Consider the following 17642-nt stretch of genomic DNA (forward strand, 5'->3'; position numbering starts at 1 on the left):
GCGGCGAAGACACTCACGCGAGTTTGATCCGCCGCAATTGCAAGCGCCCGAGCCTGAGCCTAAGAAAAGCGCATGAGCGACACCGCAACCGCACAGTCAGCACGCTGGATCGACCTCGCCAACCCGACCCGTTTCGTCGCGCTGGCCGACCGGCTCGTGCCGTGGCTGGCAGCGCTTTCGGCGCTGACACTGGCGGCCGGGATATGGATGGGTTTCGCAGCACCCGAAGACTACCAGCAGGGCATCACCGTACGGATAATGTACCTGCATGTGCCGTTCGCGTGGCTGGCGATGATGTGCTACTCGCTGATGGCCGTTTCGGCGCTCGGCACGCTGGTCTGGCGGCATCCGCTGGCCGACGTCTCGCTGAAGGCAGCCGCTCCCGTCGGCGCCGCGTTCACGCTGCTGGCGCTCGCCACCGGGTCGATCTGGGGCAAGCCGATGTGGGGCACATGGTGGGTGTGGGACGCGCGCCTGACCTCCGTCTTCATCCTGTTCCTGATGTATCTGGGCATCATCGCGCTGACGCGCGCGCTCGACGATCCTTCCCGCAGCGCGCGCGCTGCGGCGATCGTCACGCTGGTCGGCTTCGTCAACATTCCCATCATCAAGTTCTCGGTCGACTGGTGGAACACGCTGCACCAGCCGGCGTCTGTCATCCGGCTCGACGGCCCGACGATCCATCCGACTCTGCTTTGGCCGCTGCTCGTCTGTGCGCTTGGCTTCACGCTGCTGTTCTTCACCCTGCACATGATGGCGATGCGAACGGAAATCTGGCGACGCCGGGTTACCGCCATGCGCCGGCTCGCCGCCCGCTCCGCCGATGCGGAAAGGGCCGCTCCGTGAGCGCGCACGCCCTCTACGTTACGGCCGCCTATGGCATCTCCGCGCTGGTGATCCTTGGCCTGATCGGCTGGATTCTAATCGATCAGCGCAACCGCAAGCGTGAATTGTCCCGGCTCGAGGCGGCAGGCATCCGCCGCCGCTCTGACGCGAGGCCAGCCGCGCAATGAGCACCGAAACGGAAAGCACCCGGCCCAGGTCGCGGCGGCTCTGGCTGGCCCTGCTGCCGCTTGGGCTTTTCATGGCGCTTGCGGCTATCTTTCTCGCCCAGCTTCTTTCCGGCCGCGACAACTCGGTGGTGCCATCCGCACTGATCGGCGCCGAGGCGCCGCAAACGTCCCTCCCCCCGCTGGACGGTACCGGCCTGCCTGGTCTCGATTCGACCCGGTTCGAGGGCAAGGTGACATTGGTCAATGTCTGGGCTTCGTGGTGTGCGCCCTGCCGGCAGGAGCATCCGCTGCTCATGCAGATGGCGCAGGATCCCCGCATCGTCGTAGCCGGCCTCAACTACAAGGACAGACCGGAAAACGCCCGGCGCTTCCTAGGCGAACTCGGCAATCCGTACGCGCAGATCGGAGTCGACGGCAATGGCCGAGCCGCGATCGACTGGGGCGTCTACGGCGTGCCGGAGACGTTTCTCGTGGGCAAGGATGGCCGCATCGCCTGGAAGCATGTCGGCCCGTTCACGCCGGATTCGATCGTCACCGCCCTGATGCCGGAAATCGAAAAAGCACTCGCGACGGAATAGTCACGAACAAAAAAAGACCGTCCGGGGCCGCCTTCTGTGTGCGGTCACCCATCCGGTTCCCCTGAACGAATTTGTCAGGCCGCGCGCGCCTGCGCGATACGCTCCTCGGCGATTGCCTGCGCGATGTCGTTGGTGGGCCGCTGCTCCGCCTCGGCACGCTGGAAGATGTCAGTCAGCGTCTCGGGAATCTGCGCCACGTGCCGCATGACGTCCGCCCGGTCATAACCTTCCGGCGCAAGCTCGGCGGCCACGTTGATGAGGCCGCCGGCATTGATGACGTAGTCGGGCGCATAGAGCACGCCGCGCCGCATCAGATGCGCGGCATCCTCATGGCGTGCGAGCTGATTGTTGGCCGCACCGGCGACAATGCGTGCCTTCAAATGCGGGATCGTGTCGGCCGACAGCACGCCACCCAGAGCGCAGGGCGCGAAAAGATCGGCCTCGGCCGCGACGATCGTCTCCGTCTCCACCACTTCGGCACCGAAAGCCTCCCTGGCTTTGGCCACGCGCGCCGCATCGATGTCGGCGACGATCAGCGACGCGCCTTCGCTGTGAAGCTGCTCGCAGAGTGACCAGCCGACGGAGCCCAGCCCCTGGACGGCGATACGCAGGCCGGAAACCGCATCCGAACCACGCGCGTGCTTCAACGCAGCCTTGACGCCCAGGAACGTCCCGAGCGCCGTAACGGGCGAAGGGTTGCCGCTGCCGCCAACGGTCGTGCCGGACACATTCGGCGTGCGTTCACGCAGGAAGTTGGCGTCATCCAGCGTCAGCCCGACATCTTCGCCGGTATAGTACTGGCCGTTCAGGGCCGCCAGCATCTCGGCATAGGCATCGAGCATTGCCGGAGTCTTTTCGGTCTTCGAATCCGCCTTGATGACGGCCTTGCCGCCGCCGAACGGCATGCGCGCGATGGCAGACTTGAAGGTCATGCCGCGCGAAAGCCGCAGCGCGTCGGTGAGTGCGGCGTCGAACGTCACGTGCGGCCACACCCGCGTGCCACCCAGTGCAGGTCCAAGCGCGGTGTTGTGGATCGCGACGATGGCGGTGAGACCGCGTTCATCGTCCTGACCGAGCCAGATCTGTTCGTGATGATCGAAGGCGGCAAGCCGCGCGGCCTTCGCGGTGATGTCGGTCAGTTTCAATGACGACGAAGCAGTGGCTGGGCGCAGCGTGCGCGCCTCCCTTGTCTGCAGCATACGTTCCTCCCGGATGTTGCGTTTCCGGTGTAATTCTAACGCGGCAGCACGGTTTTTGGTTTCGAAGTGGCCCGGAAAGACGTTCTTACGTTGCGGGACCAACCGATTAGCATTGCCGAATATGTCGCGGGCGCAGCCGACGGCCGCGCCCGCGAAATCGGTCAGGCAAGGCGAGCGTCGAGCGTAACCTCGATAGCGCCCAGCGCCTTGGAAACCGGGCAGCCTTCCTTGGCCTTGTTTGCCAGCTCCTTGAACTTGGCCTCGTCGATACCGGGAACCGCGCCGACAAGCGTCAGCGCGCTGCCGGTAATGCCGGTGCCGGGTACCAGGGTGACGACGGCCTTCGCCTCCAGCTTTTCAGCCGGGGTGCCGTTCTCCGCCAGAAAATGCGAAAGCTGCATGGCAAAGCAGCCGGCATGGGCAGCCGCGATCAGTTCCTCGGGATTGGTCCCCGATTTGCCCTGTTCGTCCTCGAAACGGGCCTTGAATGAATATGGGTGAGCTGAGAAGGCCCCGCTCTGAAGGTCGATGGCACCCGTGCCTTCCTTCAGATTACCCTTCCATACCGCGGTTGCGTGTCGATCCATGGTGGTCTCCCTGGCAAATTGAGCTGCGTTGCCGCCGCGGACGCGACGGTTCCGCTTCAACATAGGGCAGCAGGCCCCGGCGTTCCATGATGCGACAGAAACTTGCCTACTGGCAGACGTCGACCCACTGCGCATCCGTCAGGGCGGCCAGCCGGTCCGGCGCGATGCGCACCGCAGCGTTGATCGCGCCGGCAGCAGGCACGACCTCCTCGAAGCGCTTGAGCGATACGTCACAGTAGACCGGCAATGGTTGTGGAAGCCCGAACGGGCAGACGCCGCCGATCGGATGACTGGTCAGCGCGACGACCTCGTCGGCGCCCAGCATCCGCGGCTTGCCGCCGAGAACGGCCTTGGCCTTCTTGTTGTCCAGCCGCGCGGTCCCGGCGGCCACCACCAGCATGGGCTGGTCGCCGACGCGCAGGCAGATTGTCTTTGCGATCTGCGCCGGCTCGACACCGTGCGCGGTCGCGGCAAGGTCGACCGTCGCGGAGCTTTGCTCGGTGACGATGACGGAAATGTCGGGGGCTTTTTCGGCGAAGAAGGTGCTGACGGATTCGAGGCTCATGGCTTTCGGTTAGCCAAGGTCGCGCCTCCCCGCAACCCGTTGGTCATCGCAATCGTCGACGGTGGCGCGGAAGCACCAAAAAATGTTCGTGCAAAAATGTCGGCTCGTCCGGCGTCACCTCGTCTCCCAGTCAGGCGCGCCATTCCGGCGCGGCACAAGGGAGATTGACCTTGGACCTGTTGCCGATGACGAATCATTTGCGGAAACTGGCTGCGGAGCGATGCGGCGCCCACAGGAGGAACTTTGCCGGGACTGGCCTCGCGATTCTCGGTATCGCGCTACTGGGGTTTACAATGGCGTCGATATTACACGATGGCGACGGTGGGCTGTCGCGCGTGACTGCAACGCCGACAACGGAGGATGCGCGATGAAATTCGTCTGTCTTATCCATCACACGCAGGAAGCCTTCGCGCAGATGAGCGAGGCGGAACACAGCGCCATGCAGGCCGATTCGCTTGCTTATGACCGCGAACTGATGGCCGAGGGCAAACTGTTCCTGGCCCAGGCCCTGCGCCTGCCCGTTGAGGCGAAGACGGTGCGCAGCCGCAGCCGGAAGCCCGTCATAACCGATGGACCGTTCGCCGAAACCAAGGAGCAGATCGTCGGCCTGATCGTGATCGAGGCATCAGGCATGGAGGAGGCTGTCGAGATCGCCGGCAGGTTGCCGCTTGCCCGCACCGGCCATGTGGAGGTGCGGGAAGCCTATTCGATCCACGACTGATCAGATCGGCTCGCCCTGCAGCAGGCGCGGCGCATGCTCCGACAGTCCAGACGCCTGGCGGATGAAGAAGTCCTTCATCCGCGGCATGCGCTCGACAATGCCCAGCCCGAAATCGCGCACCGCGCGCAGCGGGCCGAAATCGTTGGAGAACATCCGGTTCAGCACATCGGTGGTAATACCCATCTGCAGCGTGTCGAAGCGCCGCCACTGCTGGTAGCGCTCCAGCACGTCGAGCGCGCCGATGTCCTGCCCGAGCCGGTCGGCTTCGACCACGACCTGCGCAAGTGCTGCCGCATCTTTGAAGCCGAGATTGAGGCCCTGCCCGGCGATCGGGTGGATGCCATGCGCGGCATCGCCCGCCAGCGCGAAGCGCGGCTTCACGAAATCACGGGCCAACGTCAGCCCGAGTGGCCACGCGCGGGGCTTGTTCGCAACCCTGATCTCGCCGAGCTTGAGGCCGAAGCGCTGTTCCAGCTCGGCCTCGAAGACGATCTCATCCTCGGATACAAGCCGCTCTGCGTCCTGCGTCCGCTCCGTCCAGACGATGGAAGAGCGGTTGCGCCCGTCTTCGCCGGTCTTGAGCGGCAGGATGGCAAATGGCCCGCCGGGCAGAAAATGCTCCTCCGCGCGGCCCATATGCGGCCGTTCGTGCTCGACCGTGCAGACGATGCCCGACTGGCCGTACTCCCAATTCACTGTCCTGATGCCGGCCATGTCGCGCAGGCGCGACCGCACACCGTCGGCGGCCACCAGCAGCCGCGTGCGAAACGTCACGCCGTCGGCAAGATGCACGAGCGTTTCCTGCGCACCCGCCTCGAAGCCGGAAACGCCCACGCCTTCGACAATGTCGATGCCGAGTTCGGCGGCACGGCGGCGCAAGGCGGCATTGAGGTGCCGGTTCGCGACCATGTGCGCGAAGGCCTCGCCGGGCGCTACCTCGCCGTCGAACGTCAGGAAGACCGGACGCACCGGGTCGGCCGTGCGCGAATCGGTGACGATCATCTCGGTCATGGCCTGTGCATTGGGCTCGATCTCGTCCCAGCAGCCGAGTTGCGCCAGCATACGGGTGGCCGCCGCTGCGATCGCCGATGCCCGCCCGTCCTTCTGCCAGACCCCGGCAGGCGCGGCATCGACAACCGCGATGGCAAGGTGGGGGCTGGCCTGGGCAATGCTGACGGCGACCGCGAGCCCGACATAGCCGGCGCCGGCGACGATCACGTCGAGGCGGGCATCGTCATCTTTTCTGGGCCGAGCTGGCATCGCGCTTCCCTTTCGTTTCCATCCGCAGGAACCCGCCCGCGCTTGACTTGTTCCACCGAACTGTCGAAACCCGGATGACTTTTCAATGCCGGGGACAGACCAGATGACGCAGGCCATGCAGGAGCTTCTCGACATACTCGACCTCGAGCAGCTTGAACACAACCTGTATCGTGGTCGCAGCCACAAGGTCGGCTGGCAGCGCGTCTTCGGCGGGCAAGTCATCGGACAGGCGCTGGTGGCGGCCCAGCGCACCGTCGATGGCGAACGCTACGTCCATTCGCTGCATTGCTATTTCATGCGACCGGGCGACCCGGCCGTGCCGATCGTCTACCAGGTCGACCGGCTGCGCGACGGCGGTTCCTTCACCACCCGCCGCGTCACCGCGATCCAGCATGGGCACGCGATCTTCTCGCTTGAATGCTCGTTCCAGATCGAGGAGCACGGCCTCGAGCACCAGATGTCGATGCCGCTCGACGTACCGGGTCCGGAACAGTTGCGCTCGCAGATCGAGCTCCTTCACGAGGCCGGCCATACCGTGCCGGAATCGGTCCGCAAGTTCTGGGCGCGCGAGCGGCCGCTGGAGATCAAGCCGGTCAACATCGAGCACTACACCACGCGCGACAAGCTGCCGCCCCGCCAGCACGTATGGGTGCGCGCCAGCGGCGAGGTGCCGGACGACCGGCGGTTGCAGGCCGCCATCCTCGCCTACCTGTCGGACATGACCCTGCTCGACACGTCGACCTTCGCCCACGGGCGCATCGGCTTCGATCCGGAAATCCAGATGGCGAGCCTCGACCACGCCATGTGGTTCCATCGTCCGCACAAGCTCGACGACTGGCTGCTCTACACGCAGGACAGCCCCAATTCGATCGGCTCGCGCGGCTTCTCGCGGGGCTTTCTTTATGCGCGCGACGGTGCGCTGATCGCCTCGACCGCCCAGGAAGGGCTCGTGCGCCTTCGCACGCCGCGCGAGAAATAGTCGATACTGTGCAATTGCCTAATTTCTAGGCAATTGTATTGCTGCACCTGCGAACGGCGGTCGGCCGGTCTCAGAATTTTTAACGTATTTACAATCAGTTAACTGCGCGCCGGGGCAACTGGCACGCGGCTTGATTCACCTTTGGCACTCCTCGGCTGCCCAGGCAGACCGGCGATGTCACGGCAAACGCGGGGGGACCCGCAAAAGCGAAGGGTGAAACCTTATGAAAATCGTGATGGCAATCATCAAGCCGTTCAAGCTCGACGAGGTGCGCGAAGCGCTAACCGCCGTCGGGATCCAAGGCCTGACTGTCACCGAAGTCAAAGGCTACGGGCGGCAGAAGGGTCACACGGAAATCTATCGCGGCGCGGAATACGCCGTTTCCTTTCTTCCCAAGGTGAAGATCGAGGTCGCTGTCAGCACCGATCTCGTCGACAAGGCCGTGGAGGCGATCTCCGGCGCGGCCAAGACCGGGCAGATCGGCGACGGCAAGATCTTCGTCTACGGCATCGATCAGGCCGTGCGCATCCGCACCGGCGAAACAGACACCGACGCGCTCTGAGCGGCACGGACCATCCATGGAGATTGCTATGAAAATTCCAACCTTCGTTTCAGCTGCCCGCGCGAGCGCCGGCATGCTGGCGCTGACCGCGTTCACCGCGATGCCCGCCTGGGCGCAGGACGCCGCCGAGGGTGCGGCCGAAGAGGCCGCAGAGGCTGCGCCGCAATTTGCCGCCGCGGCCGACACCGCATTCATCTTCAACACGCTGCTCTTCCTGATGGGCGGCTTCCTGGTGATGTGGATGGCTGCTGGCTTCGCGATGCTCGAAGCAGGCATGGTGCGCACCAAGAACGTCTCGATCCAGCTCACCAAGAACATCGCCCTCTACGCGATTGCAGGCCTGATGTACTGGGTCATTGGCTACAGCCTCATGTATGTCGACGTCGGCAGCTATTTCGGCACGTTCGCTCCATACAGCTTCGATCCGGTCGGGCTTGAAGGCGCCGACACGGCGGCATTGCTTGAAACCGGCTATTCGACCGCCTCGGACTGGTTCTTCCAGATGGTGTTCGTGGCGACCGCCGCATCGATCGTCTCCGGCACGCTCGCCGAGCGCATCAAGCTGTGGCCCTTCCTCGCCTTCGTCGTCATCCTCACCGGCATCCTCTACCCGATCACCGGAGCCTGGACCTGGGGCGGCGGCTGGCTGAGCCAGATGGGCTTCTCCGACTTCGCCGGCTCCACGATCGTTCACTCGGTCGGCGGCTGGGCAGCCCTTGCCGGTGCGATCCTGCTCGGCGCGCGTAATGGCAAATACGCCTCCGACGGCTCCGTGCAGCCCATTCCGGGCTCCAACATGACGCTCGCGACCCTCGGCACCTTCATCCTGTGGCTCGGCTGGTTCGGCTTCAACGGCGCTTCCCAGCTTGCCATGGGCACGATCAGTGACGCGGCAGACATCAGCCGTATCTTCGCCAACACCAACCTTGCCGCGGCCGCGGGCGTAGTCGCCGCGCTGGTTCTGACCCAGATCCTCTACAAGAAGGTCGATATTACCATGGTGCTCAACGGCGCTCTGGCCGGTCTGGTGTCGATCACCGCCGAGCCGCTCGCCCCCGGGCCGTTCGCCGCGATCCTCATCGGTGCCGTTGGCGGCGTCATCGTTGTGCTTGCCGTGCCGATGCTCGACAAGTTCAAGATCGACGACGTCGTGGGCGCGATACCCGTCCACCTCTTCGCAGGCATCTGGGGCACGCTCGTCGTTCCGTTCACCAACGCGGACGCAAGCTTCGGCACGCAGATCGTCGGCATCGTCGCCATGGGCCTGTTCACCCTGGTCGCCTCCTTCGTTGTCTGGTTCATCATCAAGGCCACCATCGGCCTGCGTGCGAGCCCCGAAGACGAAATGGCCGGCCTCGATCTCGCGGAGATCGGCGTGGAGGCCTATCCGGAGTTCTCGGCGGGCCGCTGACGCGAAACCCATCCCGTGGCGGCGGTCATAAAGACCGCCGCACCTTTGAGGCCCGGTTCCCGCCGGGCCTCATTTTTGTCGACCGCTGAGACCGTCAGCCGCAGAACCAGTCGATGAATGCCTGCAGTTTGGGCGGCTGCCCGCGCGACGGATAGTAAAGCTGAAAACGGTCCGGCGCAGGCTCGAACCGCGACAGGACTTCAACCAGTTCGCCCGCTTCGATGGCCGGAAGTTCCGTTGCTCTGAAGCGTTGCGCGATGCCAAGTCCTTCGCGCACCGCCAGGCCCATATGGTCGTTGTCGTCCAGCACCAGCCGCGGATTCGGATCGATCCGCAGCACCTGGCCATCGACGTTGAAGGTCAGCGGCTCCAGCCGCTGACTGCCCGGCAGCCGATAGCGGATGATCTGGTGGCCTTCGAGGTCGCCCGGCACATCGGGAATGCCCGCGATCTCCAGATAGCCCGGCGAAGCGAGCATGACCCGGCGAAGCATTGGCCCGATGGGGCGGGCGATCATGTCCATCTCGAGCGCATTCGGAAACCGGATACCCGCGTCGTACCCGCCGGCCACGATGTCGGCCAGCCGGTCGTCGGTGGTCAGCTCCAGGGTGATTTCCGGGTAGGCCCTGATGAAAGCTGCGAGCCTTGGCAGAATGCAGACCTGCGCGGCCAGCCGCGACAGGTTGATGCGCAAATTGCCGGCTGGCCTCTTGCCAACGGTGCGGACCCGGTCGAGCGCGTCGGTAATGTCACCGAAAGCCCTTTCGGTATCCCGCAACAGGAGTTCGCCTGCCTCCGTCAAACGCACACTGCGGCTGGTGCGCTCGAAAAGCCTGACGCCAACCATGCCTTCAAGCTGGCGGATTTTCTGGGATACCGCCGAAGGCGTCATGCCCAACCGGCCGGAAGCCGCGGTGAAACCGCCGGCCGAAGCCACCATTCGGAAAGCAGGCAGAAGAGGGAAGACTTCCGGGACAATCATTTAGCATCTCTTCATGACGCTTGAAGAATGCATCGGCTCAACTTCACGATCAAGCCGCGTCATCTATCGCTCATTCCCTTTCAGACGATGGAGTGACGAATGACCGGAATGACCAATCCGAAAATGCCGGACCCGGAGCAGCGGTTCGGCGACAGTATCGACGTTGCGATAGAGAAAGCCCTCGCAGAGCAAAGGATCGTGGGCTGCGTGGTTCTCGTGGCCGATAGCGGCGAGCTGGTTTACGAGCGCGCCGCCGGCTACGCCGATCGCGAAGCGGGCCTGCCGATGAAACCCGACACCGCTTTCCGCTTTGCATCGGTGACGAAACCCTTCACGACGATGGCGGCGTTGAAGTTGATGGAGGCCGGTCGCCTTTCGCCCGAGGACAGGCTGACCGATCATCTGCCCGCCTTCCGCCCCCGCTTGGCAAATGGCACCGTGGCCGACATGCGGATCAGCCACCTGATGGCGCATCTGGCGGGGCTCGACTACGGCTTCAACCAGCAGGCAGACAGCACCTACGCCCGCGCGGGCATTTCCGACGGTCTCGACGATGGCAGGGGCTCGCTGGCAGAAAACCTCGAACGGATCGCGAGCGTGCCGCTCGATCAGGCGCCCGGTGAAGGCTGGCGCTACTCAGTGGCAACGGATGTTCTTGGCGCGGTGATCGAGGCGGTCGTTGGCGAGCCGCTCGACAAGGCGATCGGTGAACTGGTCTGCCGTCCATTGGGGCTCAATGCAGCCTTTGCGTGGCCCGGCGACGATCTCGCCATTCCGTATTACGACGCCAACCCGCAGCCCGCGAGAATGACCGGGCCGGTGGAAGTCCCGTTGCCGTTCGTCGAGGGGCCCGGCGTCCGCTTCGACCCCGGGCGCATCCGCTTGCACACTGCGTGGCCCTCCGGCGGCGCCGGCATGGCCGGCCGCGCCAGCGACGTACTGACCCTCCTGGAAGCTTACCGCACAGGCAATTTCCTGCGCGACGATCTCCGCCAGGCCGCCCGGCTCCCTCGCACCGGCGCGGAGGCGCAGACGGCCGGACCGGGCTGGGGCGCCTCCTGGCTCGGTGCCGTGCTGGTCGAGCCCGGCACGGCGGGCACCGCCTGGAGCGCGGGATCAGTTTCGTGGGGCGGTGTCTACGGAAACTGGTGGGGCATCGATTTCACACGAAAGAGAATAGTCGTCTCGCTGACCAACACGGCCTACGAAGGCATGATCGGTGAATTCGCGAGGGACATCGCCGCCGCCGCGGCTATGTGACCTGCTTCGGAACAGTGCCTGATGCTGCGACCAAGCCTCCCCCCAATTCGTATGACCAACCCGCATGGTTAATGCCGCCTTAACCTCCACCGCCTAACCTGCACTCGATTCCGCGCGGCCGTACTGGCCTGCGCAAACCATGCTTGACGGGGAGTTCTCATGCGTTCGGGTGCGTCAGCGCAGATGACCATCGGCGATGCGGGTTACGGCCTGCGAGGTTTCTTTCATCGCCAGTTGACGCGGGCCGCGGGGCTCGGCGGACTGGCGGCGATTGCCTTCTGCCTCGCCAGCCTGGGCACATGGAGTGTCGCCGATCCAAGCTTCAGCCATGCCACCGACAATCCCGTCACGAATGCGATGGGGTATCCCGGCGCTGTTGTCTCCGACCTGCTGATGCAGTTTTTCGGCCTTTCGTCCGTGGTCGCGCTGGTGCCGGGCCTTGCCTGGGCCACATGGCTTCTGCTGGCCCGCCGTGTCGACCGCATGCCGCGCCGTGCAGCGGCATGGGCAGGCGGAGCGGCCCTGGCCGCCGGCATCGTCGGATGCATCGGCGCGCCGCCGACTTGGCCCCTGCCTTCCGGCCTCGGCGGCGTAGTCGGCGATGTCGCGCTCGCGATCCCGTCCTGGTTCGCCGGCGGCTATCCGACCGGCGCCGCCGCGATCCTGACCGTGGCGCTCTATGCGATACCGGCTCTATGGCTGCTCGCCTTCGGCGCGGCTATCATCGGCCGGCCTGTTGATGAGGACGCTCCAGCGACTTTCGCCCGCCCTGCCCGCCGACGCCGCGCTCAGGAGATCGAGGAAGAAGAGGACGACCTCGAAGACGACGACGACGAACGTGGCGGCATGCTCGCGGCCTTCGGCGCTGTCACCCACTGGTGGCTTTCGGCCCGCGCCTTCGTCAGGCGTCACACGGCCGGCATGCAGCGCCCGCGCGTTCTTGATCGCTACGATGAGGAAGACGATCTGGCAGACCTGCCGGCGGTTGCGCGCCGGGGCGATCGTATCGAACCCGGCTTCGACAATGCGCCACGCCTCGATGAGGTCGAGCCACCCTTCGACGTCGGTAATGGCGATGACTATCCGGCATACGATAAAGATTTCGACGACGACGTGATCATCCGACCGACCCCGCCGGCGGGCGAACAGCAGGCGCAGGTGCGCCAGTTCCGTTCCGACGCGGCAACCCGCGTCGAAGCACCGGCTGCGCGGCCGCAGCAGGGAGCCCGCGTGCAGCGCGAGGCGCAGCGATCGCTGATCGGCCCCGACGCATTCGAAATGCCGTCGCTGCATTTCCTGACGGAAGCCAAGAACGTCGCCCGCGACCCTTCGCTGTCGCAGGACGCGCTGGAACAGAATGCGCGGCTGCTTGAAGGCGTGCTGGAGGACTTCGGCGTCAAGGGCGAGATCATCCATGTGCGGCCAGGCCCAGTGGTCACCCTCTACGAGCTGGAGCCCGCACCCGGCATCAAGTCTTCCCGCGTCATCGGGCTTGCCGACGACATCGCCCGTTCGATGAGCGCGATCGCCTGCCGCGTCGCCGTGGTTCCGGGCCGCAACGCGATCGGCATCGAGCTGCCCAATGCCAAGCGCGAGACGGTCTACCTGCGCGAGATTCTGGCCAGCCGCGACTTCGAGCAGACCAAGTGCAAGCTGGCGCTGGCGCTCGGCAAGACGATCAACGGCGAGGCCGTCATCACCGACATCGCCAAGATGCCACACGTGCTGGTCGCAGGCACCACCGGCTCGGGCAAGTCGGTCGCGATCAACACCATGATCCTGTCGCTGCTCTACCGCATGACGCCGGAGCAGTGCCGCCTCATCATGATCGACCCAAAAATGCTGGAACTGTCCGTCTATGACGGTATCCCGCATCTGCTGACCCCCGTCGTCACCGATCCGAAGAAGGCCGTCGTCGCGCTGAAATGGACCGTGCGCGAGATGGAAGACCGCTATCGCAAGATGTCGAAGGTCGGCGTGCGCAACATCGACGGCTTCAACCAGCGCGTCGCCCAGGCGCAGAAGAAGGGCGAGCAGATCACCCGCACGGTGCAGACCGGCTTCGACCGCGAGACCGGCGAGGCCATTTACGAGACGGAGCACCTCGATCTCGATCCGATGCCGTATATCGTCGTCATCATCGACGAGATGGCCGACCTGATGATGGTCGCCGGCAAGGACATCGAGGGCGCTGTGCAGCGGCTGGCGCAGATGGCGCGTGCGGCCGGCATCCACGTCATCATGGCGACCCAGCGCCCGTCGGTCGACGTCATCACCGGCACCATCAAGGCCAACTTCCCGACCCGTATCTCCTTCCAGGTGACCTCCAAGATCGACAGTCGCACGATTCTCGGCGAGCAGGGCGCAGAGCAGCTCCTCGGCATGGGCGACATGCTCTACATGGCTGGCGGCGGCCGCATCCAGCGCGTCCACGGGCCTTTCGTTTCCGACGACGAGGTGGAGAAGGTGGTCGGACATCTGAAGCTGCAGGGTGTTCCGGAATATCTCGACGCCATCACCGAGGATGACGACGAGGACGATGGCGACGGCGGCGGCAAGGGCGGATCGTCCGGCGGAAATTTCGAGGATTCTGAAGATCCTTACGACCAGGCGGTGGCCGTGGTGCTGCGCGACGGCAAGGCGTCGACCAGCTACATCCAGCGCCGGCTCGGCATCGGCTACAACCGCGCCGCCTCGATCATCGAGAAGATGGAGCAGGAGGGCATCGTCGGCCCGGCCAACCATGCCGGCAAGCGCGAGATCCTCGTGCCGACGGAAGACGACAAGTTCTAGACCGATGCAACCCGGTGAGCCCGATCCCCGTTTGAAGACGGATCGGGCTGGCCCAATTTCGGCCCAACTGCACGCCTAGCTGACAAGGCATGAAGCAAGGACGGAATACGATGGACACTATGGCGAAGACCATTGCCGCTCAGCCTGCGACAGGAATGTCGCGTCGCAGCTTTCTCGGCGCCGCCGCGATGGGCATCGGAGTGCTCGCGCTGGCCCAGGTCGCCGGGCCATTCGTGTCGTTGGCCAATGCACAGGCCGCGACCGCACAGCGCATCGCCGACCATTTCGCCAGCGTACGCACAATGATGGGCGAATTCGTGCAATTCGGCCCCCGCGGCGAACAGACCGGCGGCAAGTTTTATATCGAGCGGCCCGGCAAGGTGCGCTTCAACTACGAGGCGCCCTCGAACTTCCGCGTCACGTCGGACGGCACGACCGTGGTGCTGGAAAACACGAAGCTGAGGACCGCCGACATCTATCCCTTGTCGCGTACGCCGCTCAAGCTGCTGCTCGACGACCGCATCGACCTCTCCGGCAACAAGGTGCGCGCCGTCAAGGAGGAGGACGACCTGACCACGATCCAGCTTGCCGACAAGTCGGTCTTCGGTGATTCGACCATTACGATGATGTTCGACCCCGCGAGCTTCGAGCTGCGCCAGTGGACCATCACCGACGCGCAGGGCAAGGACACGACGGTGATGATCTTCAACGTCGAGCAGGGCGTGGTTTTTGATCCTTCGGTGTTCGCCATCGATCACCGCAAGGTGCAGGAGATGCAGCAGCGCAGCCACAACCGCTGACGAACGCACAAGCTGCGCTTTCTGTGGAATAGCGCGCGAGGCCGGTGACTCACGCAGCCGTGCCTTGTTTTGTCGGCGCTCGGCTGGCAGGGTCCGGCACCCGATTGCCTGAGACCCGATTCCCGCCATGCCTTTTTCCATTGCGACCTGGAACATCAACTCCGTGCGGCTGCGGATGCCGTTGGTCGCGCAGTTTCTGGCCGACTACCAGCCGGACGTGCTCTGCCTTCAGGAAACCAAGTGCCCGGACGACCTCTTTCCGCTCTCTGCTTTCCGCAAGGCCGGCTACGAGCACGTCGCGATCAGCGGTCAAAAGGGCTACCACGGCGTGGCCACCGTCGCGCGTCGGCCGATCGAAATCGTCGAGAAACGCCGCTTCTGCGACAATGGTGACTGCCGCCATCTGTCGGTCCACGTCGAGGCCGGCGGGCGGCGCATCTTGTTGCATAATTTCTACGTGCCGGCCGGCGGCGACGAGCCCGACCCCGAGATCAACCCCAAGTTCCGTCACAAGCTCGATTTCGTGGCTGAAATGCACGAGGTGCCGGCGCTGGAAGCCGACAACCTCTCCTCGGTACTGGTCGGCGACCTCAACATCGCACCGCTGGAAACCGATGTCTGGTCGCACAAGCAGCTTCTCAACGTGGTCAGCCATACGCCCATCGAGACGACCAGCTTCGAGGCTATGCGCCGCGCCGGCAACTGGGTCGACCTGATGCGCCAGGCGATCCCCCCGGAAGAAAAGCTCTACACCTGGTGGAGCTATCGCGCGCAGGATTGGGCGGCGTCCGATCGCGGCCGGCGTCTCGACCATGTCTGGTCGTCACCCAACCTTTCGCCGGCGCTGACCAGCATCAAGGTGCTGCGCCATGCCCGCGGCTGGGAGCGGCCGTCGGACCACGTGCCCGTCATCGCCTCGTTCGATCTGGATTAAACTAGTCGGCGAACTTGACGCCGAGACGCTCGATCTTCTTGAGAAACTCCTGGAGATCTTCGAGCATGCGTCGATGAAGGTCGGCGGCGGCTTCCGGATACTCTTCCAGTATTCGCCGGAACAGAGATCGGTTGAGCCTGATCATCTCCACATCGGTCTCCGCCGCGGCATAGGTCAGCCGCCTGCTATCCGCGATCAATGCGAGTTCACCGAGAATCGCGCCCGGCCCCAGACGCGAGACGGCAACCGATTCGCCATTGTGATCACGATAGAGAACGACCTTGCCGGAGATGACGATATAGGCGCAATCCGCCGGGGCGGTTTCGCGATAAATCTCGCGCCCGGCCTGAAAGCGTACGGCTTCCGCGCCGAACGCCAGCAGTCTCAGTTGCTCCGCGCTCAGTCCGGAAAACAGGCTGACGCCGGACAAAATGCGGATATCGTCGTCAAGCGCCAAATCGCGGTCCCCGGTTGCGCCCCCACCCGGTTCTTCCGCCGCGATGGGAAAACAGTCAAGGGACGAGCTTGTAACCGCCGCTTTCCGTCACAAGAATTTCCGCATTCGAGGGATCACGCTCGATCTTCTGGCGAAGGCGATAGACGTGTGTTTCGAGCGTATGCGTGGTGACGCCGGAGTTGTAGCCCCATACCTCTTCGAGCAGGATGTCGCGGGTCACCACCTTCTGGTCGGCCCGGTAGAGATATTTGATGATCGAGGCTTCCTTTTCGGTAAGCCGCACCTTGCCGCCCTTCTGGTCGGTGAGCAGTTTCTGGCTCGGCTTGAAGACGTAGGGGCCCACTGAGAAGGTGGCGTCCTCGCTCTGCTCGTGCTGGCGAAGCTGGGCGCGTATGCGCGCAAGCAGCACCGCGAACCTGAAGGGCTTGGTGACGTAGTCGTTGGCCCCCGCCTCGAGGCCAAGGATCGTGTCCGAATCGGTATCGTGCCCAGTCAGCATGATGATCGGCGCCTTGAACCCGCCTTTGCGCAGCAGCTTCACCGCTTCGCGGCCGTCCATGTCCGGCAGGCCGACATCCATGATGAGCAGGTCGATAATGCCGCCGCGCGCCGTTTGAACGCCTTTTCCGGCGGCGGCCTCCTCCAGCACTTCGAATTCCTCGTAGAGCGAAAGCTGTTCCACAAGCGTTTCGCGCAGATCGGCGTCGTCGTCGACAATGAGGATGGTGCGTGACGTCATGTTCTATCCGTAGCTGGAGGCGGCAGTTGACCGCACCTCGGTTTATGCGGAAGCATAGCGCCGAAAAAGAATATCACGACGATTTGTTCCACAGTGACATCATACCCCAAATATCGTGGACGCAATGAGGCGGCGAAAAGCGGCCTTGCGCGCAACGCACCGATCGTTGTTCGACCGCGCCCGGGAAAGCCGACGCAAGGCCTCCTTTCGTGGCACGGCACGGTGTTTCCCTGCGCGCTGGGGCGCGGTGGCATCCGCGCGATCAAGCGCGAGGGGGACGGCGCCACTCCGCTCGGCCGGATGCGGCTGATCGACGGATGGTTCCGCCACGGCAGGCTCGCAAACCTGCGCTCAGGCCTTGCGCTTCGACGAATCGGCCCGCGTGACGGCTGGTGCGACGCCCCGGGCGACCGCAACTACAATCGCGCGGTCACGCTGCCTTACCCGGCAAGCTGCGAAAGCATGCAGCGCAACGACCGCCTCTACGATTGCTGCATCGTGCTTGACTACAACGTAGCCCCGCGCAGGCGCGGCATGGGCAGTGCCATCTTCTTTCACATCGCGAGCGACGGTTTTCGGCCCACCGAAGGCTGCGTGGCCATAACCCCGCGCGTGATGGCGCGGATGCTGCCGCATCTTTCGCCAAGGACGGTGATGGTGGTGTCGCGCTGAGTCGCGCGTCCTTCGAGGCTCGCTGCGCTCGCACCTCAGGATGAGGGAGGTCGGTTGATCGAACCTGCTCACTGCGGGCTGGAGGACGTCAGCAAAACGACCTTCGTACCCACGGCGTTTCGGGCTCGAT

Annotated in this window: 19 protein-coding genes; 12 read left to right on the forward strand and 7 right to left on the reverse strand. The window is 64.4% G+C overall.

The features are described 5' to 3' along the window. Positions 1-72: 72 nt before the first annotated feature. Genes ACVJNE_RS05665 through ACVJNE_RS05675 form a run of 3 tightly spaced genes read left to right on the forward strand, consistent with a single transcriptional unit; the run spans position 73 to position 1591 of the window. A complete protein-coding gene (locus ACVJNE_RS05665; RefSeq protein ID WP_499563718.1) occupies positions 73-846 on the forward strand; it encodes a heme ABC transporter permease in 774 nt (257 codons plus the stop codon). Further along, positions 843-1013 carry a heme exporter protein CcmD gene (ccmD, locus tag ACVJNE_RS05670; protein ID WP_499563720.1) on the forward strand — a complete coding sequence of 57 codons (171 nt, stop codon included), beginning with the start codon at positions 843-845 and terminating at the stop codon, positions 1011-1013. Before ACVJNE_RS05665 ends, ccmD begins: the two co-directional genes overlap by 4 nt. Beyond that, the gene (locus ACVJNE_RS05675) at positions 1010-1591 is read left to right on the forward strand and encodes a DsbE family thiol:disulfide interchange protein (protein ID WP_499563721.1); all 582 of its coding nucleotides are present in this window, start codon (positions 1010-1012) and stop codon (positions 1589-1591) included. Before ccmD ends, ACVJNE_RS05675 begins: the two co-directional genes overlap by 4 nt. A gap of 74 nt (positions 1592-1665) precedes the next feature. Here the strand turns inward: ACVJNE_RS05675 and ACVJNE_RS05680 are convergent, their stop codons facing one another. The 3 genes from ACVJNE_RS05680 to ACVJNE_RS05690 form a co-directional block, all read right to left on the reverse strand. Continuing rightward, positions 1666-2790 (reverse strand): Glu/Leu/Phe/Val family dehydrogenase, encoded by a 1125-nt coding sequence (locus ACVJNE_RS05680; RefSeq protein ID WP_499563723.1) that lies wholly within the window; start codon positions 2788-2790, stop codon positions 1666-1668. 161 nt (positions 2791-2951) lie between these two features. Continuing rightward, positions 2952-3377, reverse strand: coding sequence for an OsmC family protein (locus ACVJNE_RS05685; protein WP_368801148.1), 426 nt, complete (start codon positions 3375-3377; stop codon positions 2952-2954). A gap of 106 nt (positions 3378-3483) precedes the next feature. Then, positions 3484-3942, reverse strand: a complete 459-nt coding sequence (locus tag ACVJNE_RS05690) for a YbaK/EbsC family protein (RefSeq protein WP_499563725.1) — start codon at positions 3940-3942, stop codon at positions 3484-3486. Between the two features lie 367 nt (positions 3943-4309). Between ACVJNE_RS05690 and ACVJNE_RS05695 the strand changes: the two genes are divergently transcribed. Then, positions 4310-4663, forward strand: a complete 354-nt coding sequence (locus tag ACVJNE_RS05695; RefSeq protein ID WP_499563727.1) for a YciI family protein — start codon at positions 4310-4312, stop codon at positions 4661-4663. On the opposite strand, the gene ACVJNE_RS05700 is transcribed toward ACVJNE_RS05695, so the two are convergent. Beyond that, the gene (locus tag ACVJNE_RS05700; RefSeq protein WP_499563729.1) at positions 4664-5923 is read right to left on the reverse strand and encodes a ubiquinone biosynthesis hydroxylase; all 1260 of its coding nucleotides are present in this window, start codon (positions 5921-5923) and stop codon (positions 4664-4666) included. 103 nt (positions 5924-6026) lie between these two features. On the opposite strand from ACVJNE_RS05700, the gene tesB reads away from it, so the two are divergent. From tesB to ACVJNE_RS05715, 3 genes are all read left to right on the forward strand, one after another. After that, a complete protein-coding gene (gene tesB / locus ACVJNE_RS05705; RefSeq protein ID WP_499564168.1) occupies positions 6027-6902 on the forward strand; it encodes an acyl-CoA thioesterase II in 876 nt (291 codons plus the stop codon). Between the two features lie 223 nt (positions 6903-7125). Continuing rightward, positions 7126-7464, forward strand: coding sequence for a P-II family nitrogen regulator (locus ACVJNE_RS05710; protein ID WP_173189112.1), 339 nt, complete (start codon positions 7126-7128; stop codon positions 7462-7464). A gap of 28 nt (positions 7465-7492) precedes the next feature. Next, the gene (locus tag ACVJNE_RS05715) at positions 7493-8875 is read left to right on the forward strand and encodes an ammonium transporter (RefSeq protein WP_499563731.1); all 1383 of its coding nucleotides are present in this window, start codon (positions 7493-7495) and stop codon (positions 8873-8875) included. A gap of 94 nt (positions 8876-8969) precedes the next feature. On the opposite strand, the gene ACVJNE_RS05720 is transcribed toward ACVJNE_RS05715, so the two are convergent. Next, complete coding sequence (locus ACVJNE_RS05720; RefSeq protein ID WP_499563733.1) at positions 8970-9857, reverse strand: LysR family transcriptional regulator; 888 nt, start codon at positions 9855-9857, stop codon at positions 8970-8972. A 99-nt stretch (positions 9858-9956) separates the two neighbouring features. On the opposite strand from ACVJNE_RS05720, the gene ACVJNE_RS05725 reads away from it, so the two are divergent. From ACVJNE_RS05725 to ACVJNE_RS05740, 4 genes are all read left to right on the forward strand, one after another. Beyond that, the gene (locus ACVJNE_RS05725) at positions 9957-11117 is read left to right on the forward strand and encodes a serine hydrolase domain-containing protein (RefSeq protein ID WP_499563735.1); all 1161 of its coding nucleotides are present in this window, start codon (positions 9957-9959) and stop codon (positions 11115-11117) included. A 159-nt stretch (positions 11118-11276) separates the two neighbouring features. Beyond that, a complete protein-coding gene (locus tag ACVJNE_RS05730) occupies positions 11277-13910 on the forward strand; it encodes a DNA translocase FtsK (RefSeq protein ID WP_499563737.1) in 2634 nt (877 codons plus the stop codon). Between the two features lie 110 nt (positions 13911-14020). Then, positions 14021-14710, forward strand: coding sequence for an outer membrane lipoprotein carrier protein LolA (locus tag ACVJNE_RS05735; RefSeq protein WP_499563739.1), 690 nt, complete (start codon positions 14021-14023; stop codon positions 14708-14710). A 127-nt stretch (positions 14711-14837) separates the two neighbouring features. After that, positions 14838-15644, forward strand: a complete 807-nt coding sequence (locus ACVJNE_RS05740; protein ID WP_499563741.1) for an exodeoxyribonuclease III — start codon at positions 14838-14840, stop codon at positions 15642-15644. 1 nt (position 15645) lies between these two features. Here ACVJNE_RS05740 and ACVJNE_RS05745 read toward each other — a convergent pair whose 3' ends face one another. Both ACVJNE_RS05745 and ACVJNE_RS05750 read right to left on the reverse strand, forming a co-directional pair. Continuing rightward, positions 15646-16101, reverse strand: a complete 456-nt coding sequence (locus ACVJNE_RS05745) for a cyclic nucleotide-binding domain-containing protein (RefSeq protein WP_173189101.1) — start codon at positions 16099-16101, stop codon at positions 15646-15648. A gap of 55 nt (positions 16102-16156) precedes the next feature. Then, positions 16157-16840: a response regulator transcription factor gene (locus ACVJNE_RS05750; RefSeq protein ID WP_499563743.1), complete on the reverse strand. Its 684-nt coding sequence runs from the start codon at positions 16838-16840 to the stop codon at positions 16157-16159. A 93-nt stretch (positions 16841-16933) separates the two neighbouring features. Between ACVJNE_RS05750 and ACVJNE_RS05755 the strand changes: the two genes are divergently transcribed. Then, positions 16934-17512, forward strand: a complete 579-nt coding sequence (locus ACVJNE_RS05755; RefSeq protein WP_499563745.1) for a L,D-transpeptidase family protein — start codon at positions 16934-16936, stop codon at positions 17510-17512. The last annotated feature ends 130 nt before the right edge of the window (positions 17513-17642 follow it).

The organism is Mesorhizobium sp. DxT (assembly GCF_058448885.1).

Bases quoted from the DNA above. Each gene is read 5' to 3' on its own strand.
- ACVJNE_RS05695 (WP_499563727.1), top strand. From the start codon at position 4,310: ATGAAATTCGTCTGTCTTATCCATCACACGCAGGAAGCCTTCGCGCAG.
- ACVJNE_RS05680 (WP_499563723.1), bottom strand. From the start codon at position 2,790: ATGCTGCAGACAAGGGAGGCGCGCACGCTGCGCCCAGCCACTGCTTCG.
- ACVJNE_RS05665 (WP_499563718.1), top strand. From the start codon at position 73: ATGAGCGACACCGCAACCGCACAGTCAGCACGCTGGATCGACCTCGCC.
- ACVJNE_RS05715 (WP_499563731.1), top strand. From the start codon at position 7,493: ATGAAAATTCCAACCTTCGTTTCAGCTGCCCGCGCGAGCGCCGGCATG.
- ACVJNE_RS05690 (WP_499563725.1), bottom strand. From the start codon at position 3,942: ATGAGCCTCGAATCCGTCAGCACCTTCTTCGCCGAAAAAGCCCCCGAC.
- ACVJNE_RS05700 (WP_499563729.1), bottom strand. From the start codon at position 5,923: ATGCCAGCTCGGCCCAGAAAAGATGACGATGCCCGCCTCGACGTGATC.
- ACVJNE_RS05720 (WP_499563733.1), bottom strand. From the start codon at position 9,857: ATGATTGTCCCGGAAGTCTTCCCTCTTCTGCCTGCTTTCCGAATGGTG.
- ACVJNE_RS05675 (WP_499563721.1), top strand. From the start codon at position 1,010: ATGAGCACCGAAACGGAAAGCACCCGGCCCAGGTCGCGGCGGCTCTGG.
- ACVJNE_RS05735 (WP_499563739.1), top strand. From the start codon at position 14,021: ATGGACACTATGGCGAAGACCATTGCCGCTCAGCCTGCGACAGGAATG.
- ACVJNE_RS05685 (WP_368801148.1), bottom strand. From the start codon at position 3,377: ATGGATCGACACGCAACCGCGGTATGGAAGGGTAATCTGAAGGAAGGC.
- ACVJNE_RS05740 (WP_499563741.1), top strand. From the start codon at position 14,838: ATGCCTTTTTCCATTGCGACCTGGAACATCAACTCCGTGCGGCTGCGG.
- ACVJNE_RS05710 (WP_173189112.1), top strand. From the start codon at position 7,126: ATGAAAATCGTGATGGCAATCATCAAGCCGTTCAAGCTCGACGAGGTG.
- ACVJNE_RS05725 (WP_499563735.1), top strand. From the start codon at position 9,957: ATGACCGGAATGACCAATCCGAAAATGCCGGACCCGGAGCAGCGGTTC.
- ACVJNE_RS05750 (WP_499563743.1), bottom strand. From the start codon at position 16,840: ATGACGTCACGCACCATCCTCATTGTCGACGACGACGCCGATCTGCGC.
- ACVJNE_RS05730 (WP_499563737.1), top strand. From the start codon at position 11,277: ATGCGTTCGGGTGCGTCAGCGCAGATGACCATCGGCGATGCGGGTTAC.
- tesB (WP_499564168.1), top strand. From the start codon at position 6,027: ATGACGCAGGCCATGCAGGAGCTTCTCGACATACTCGACCTCGAGCAG.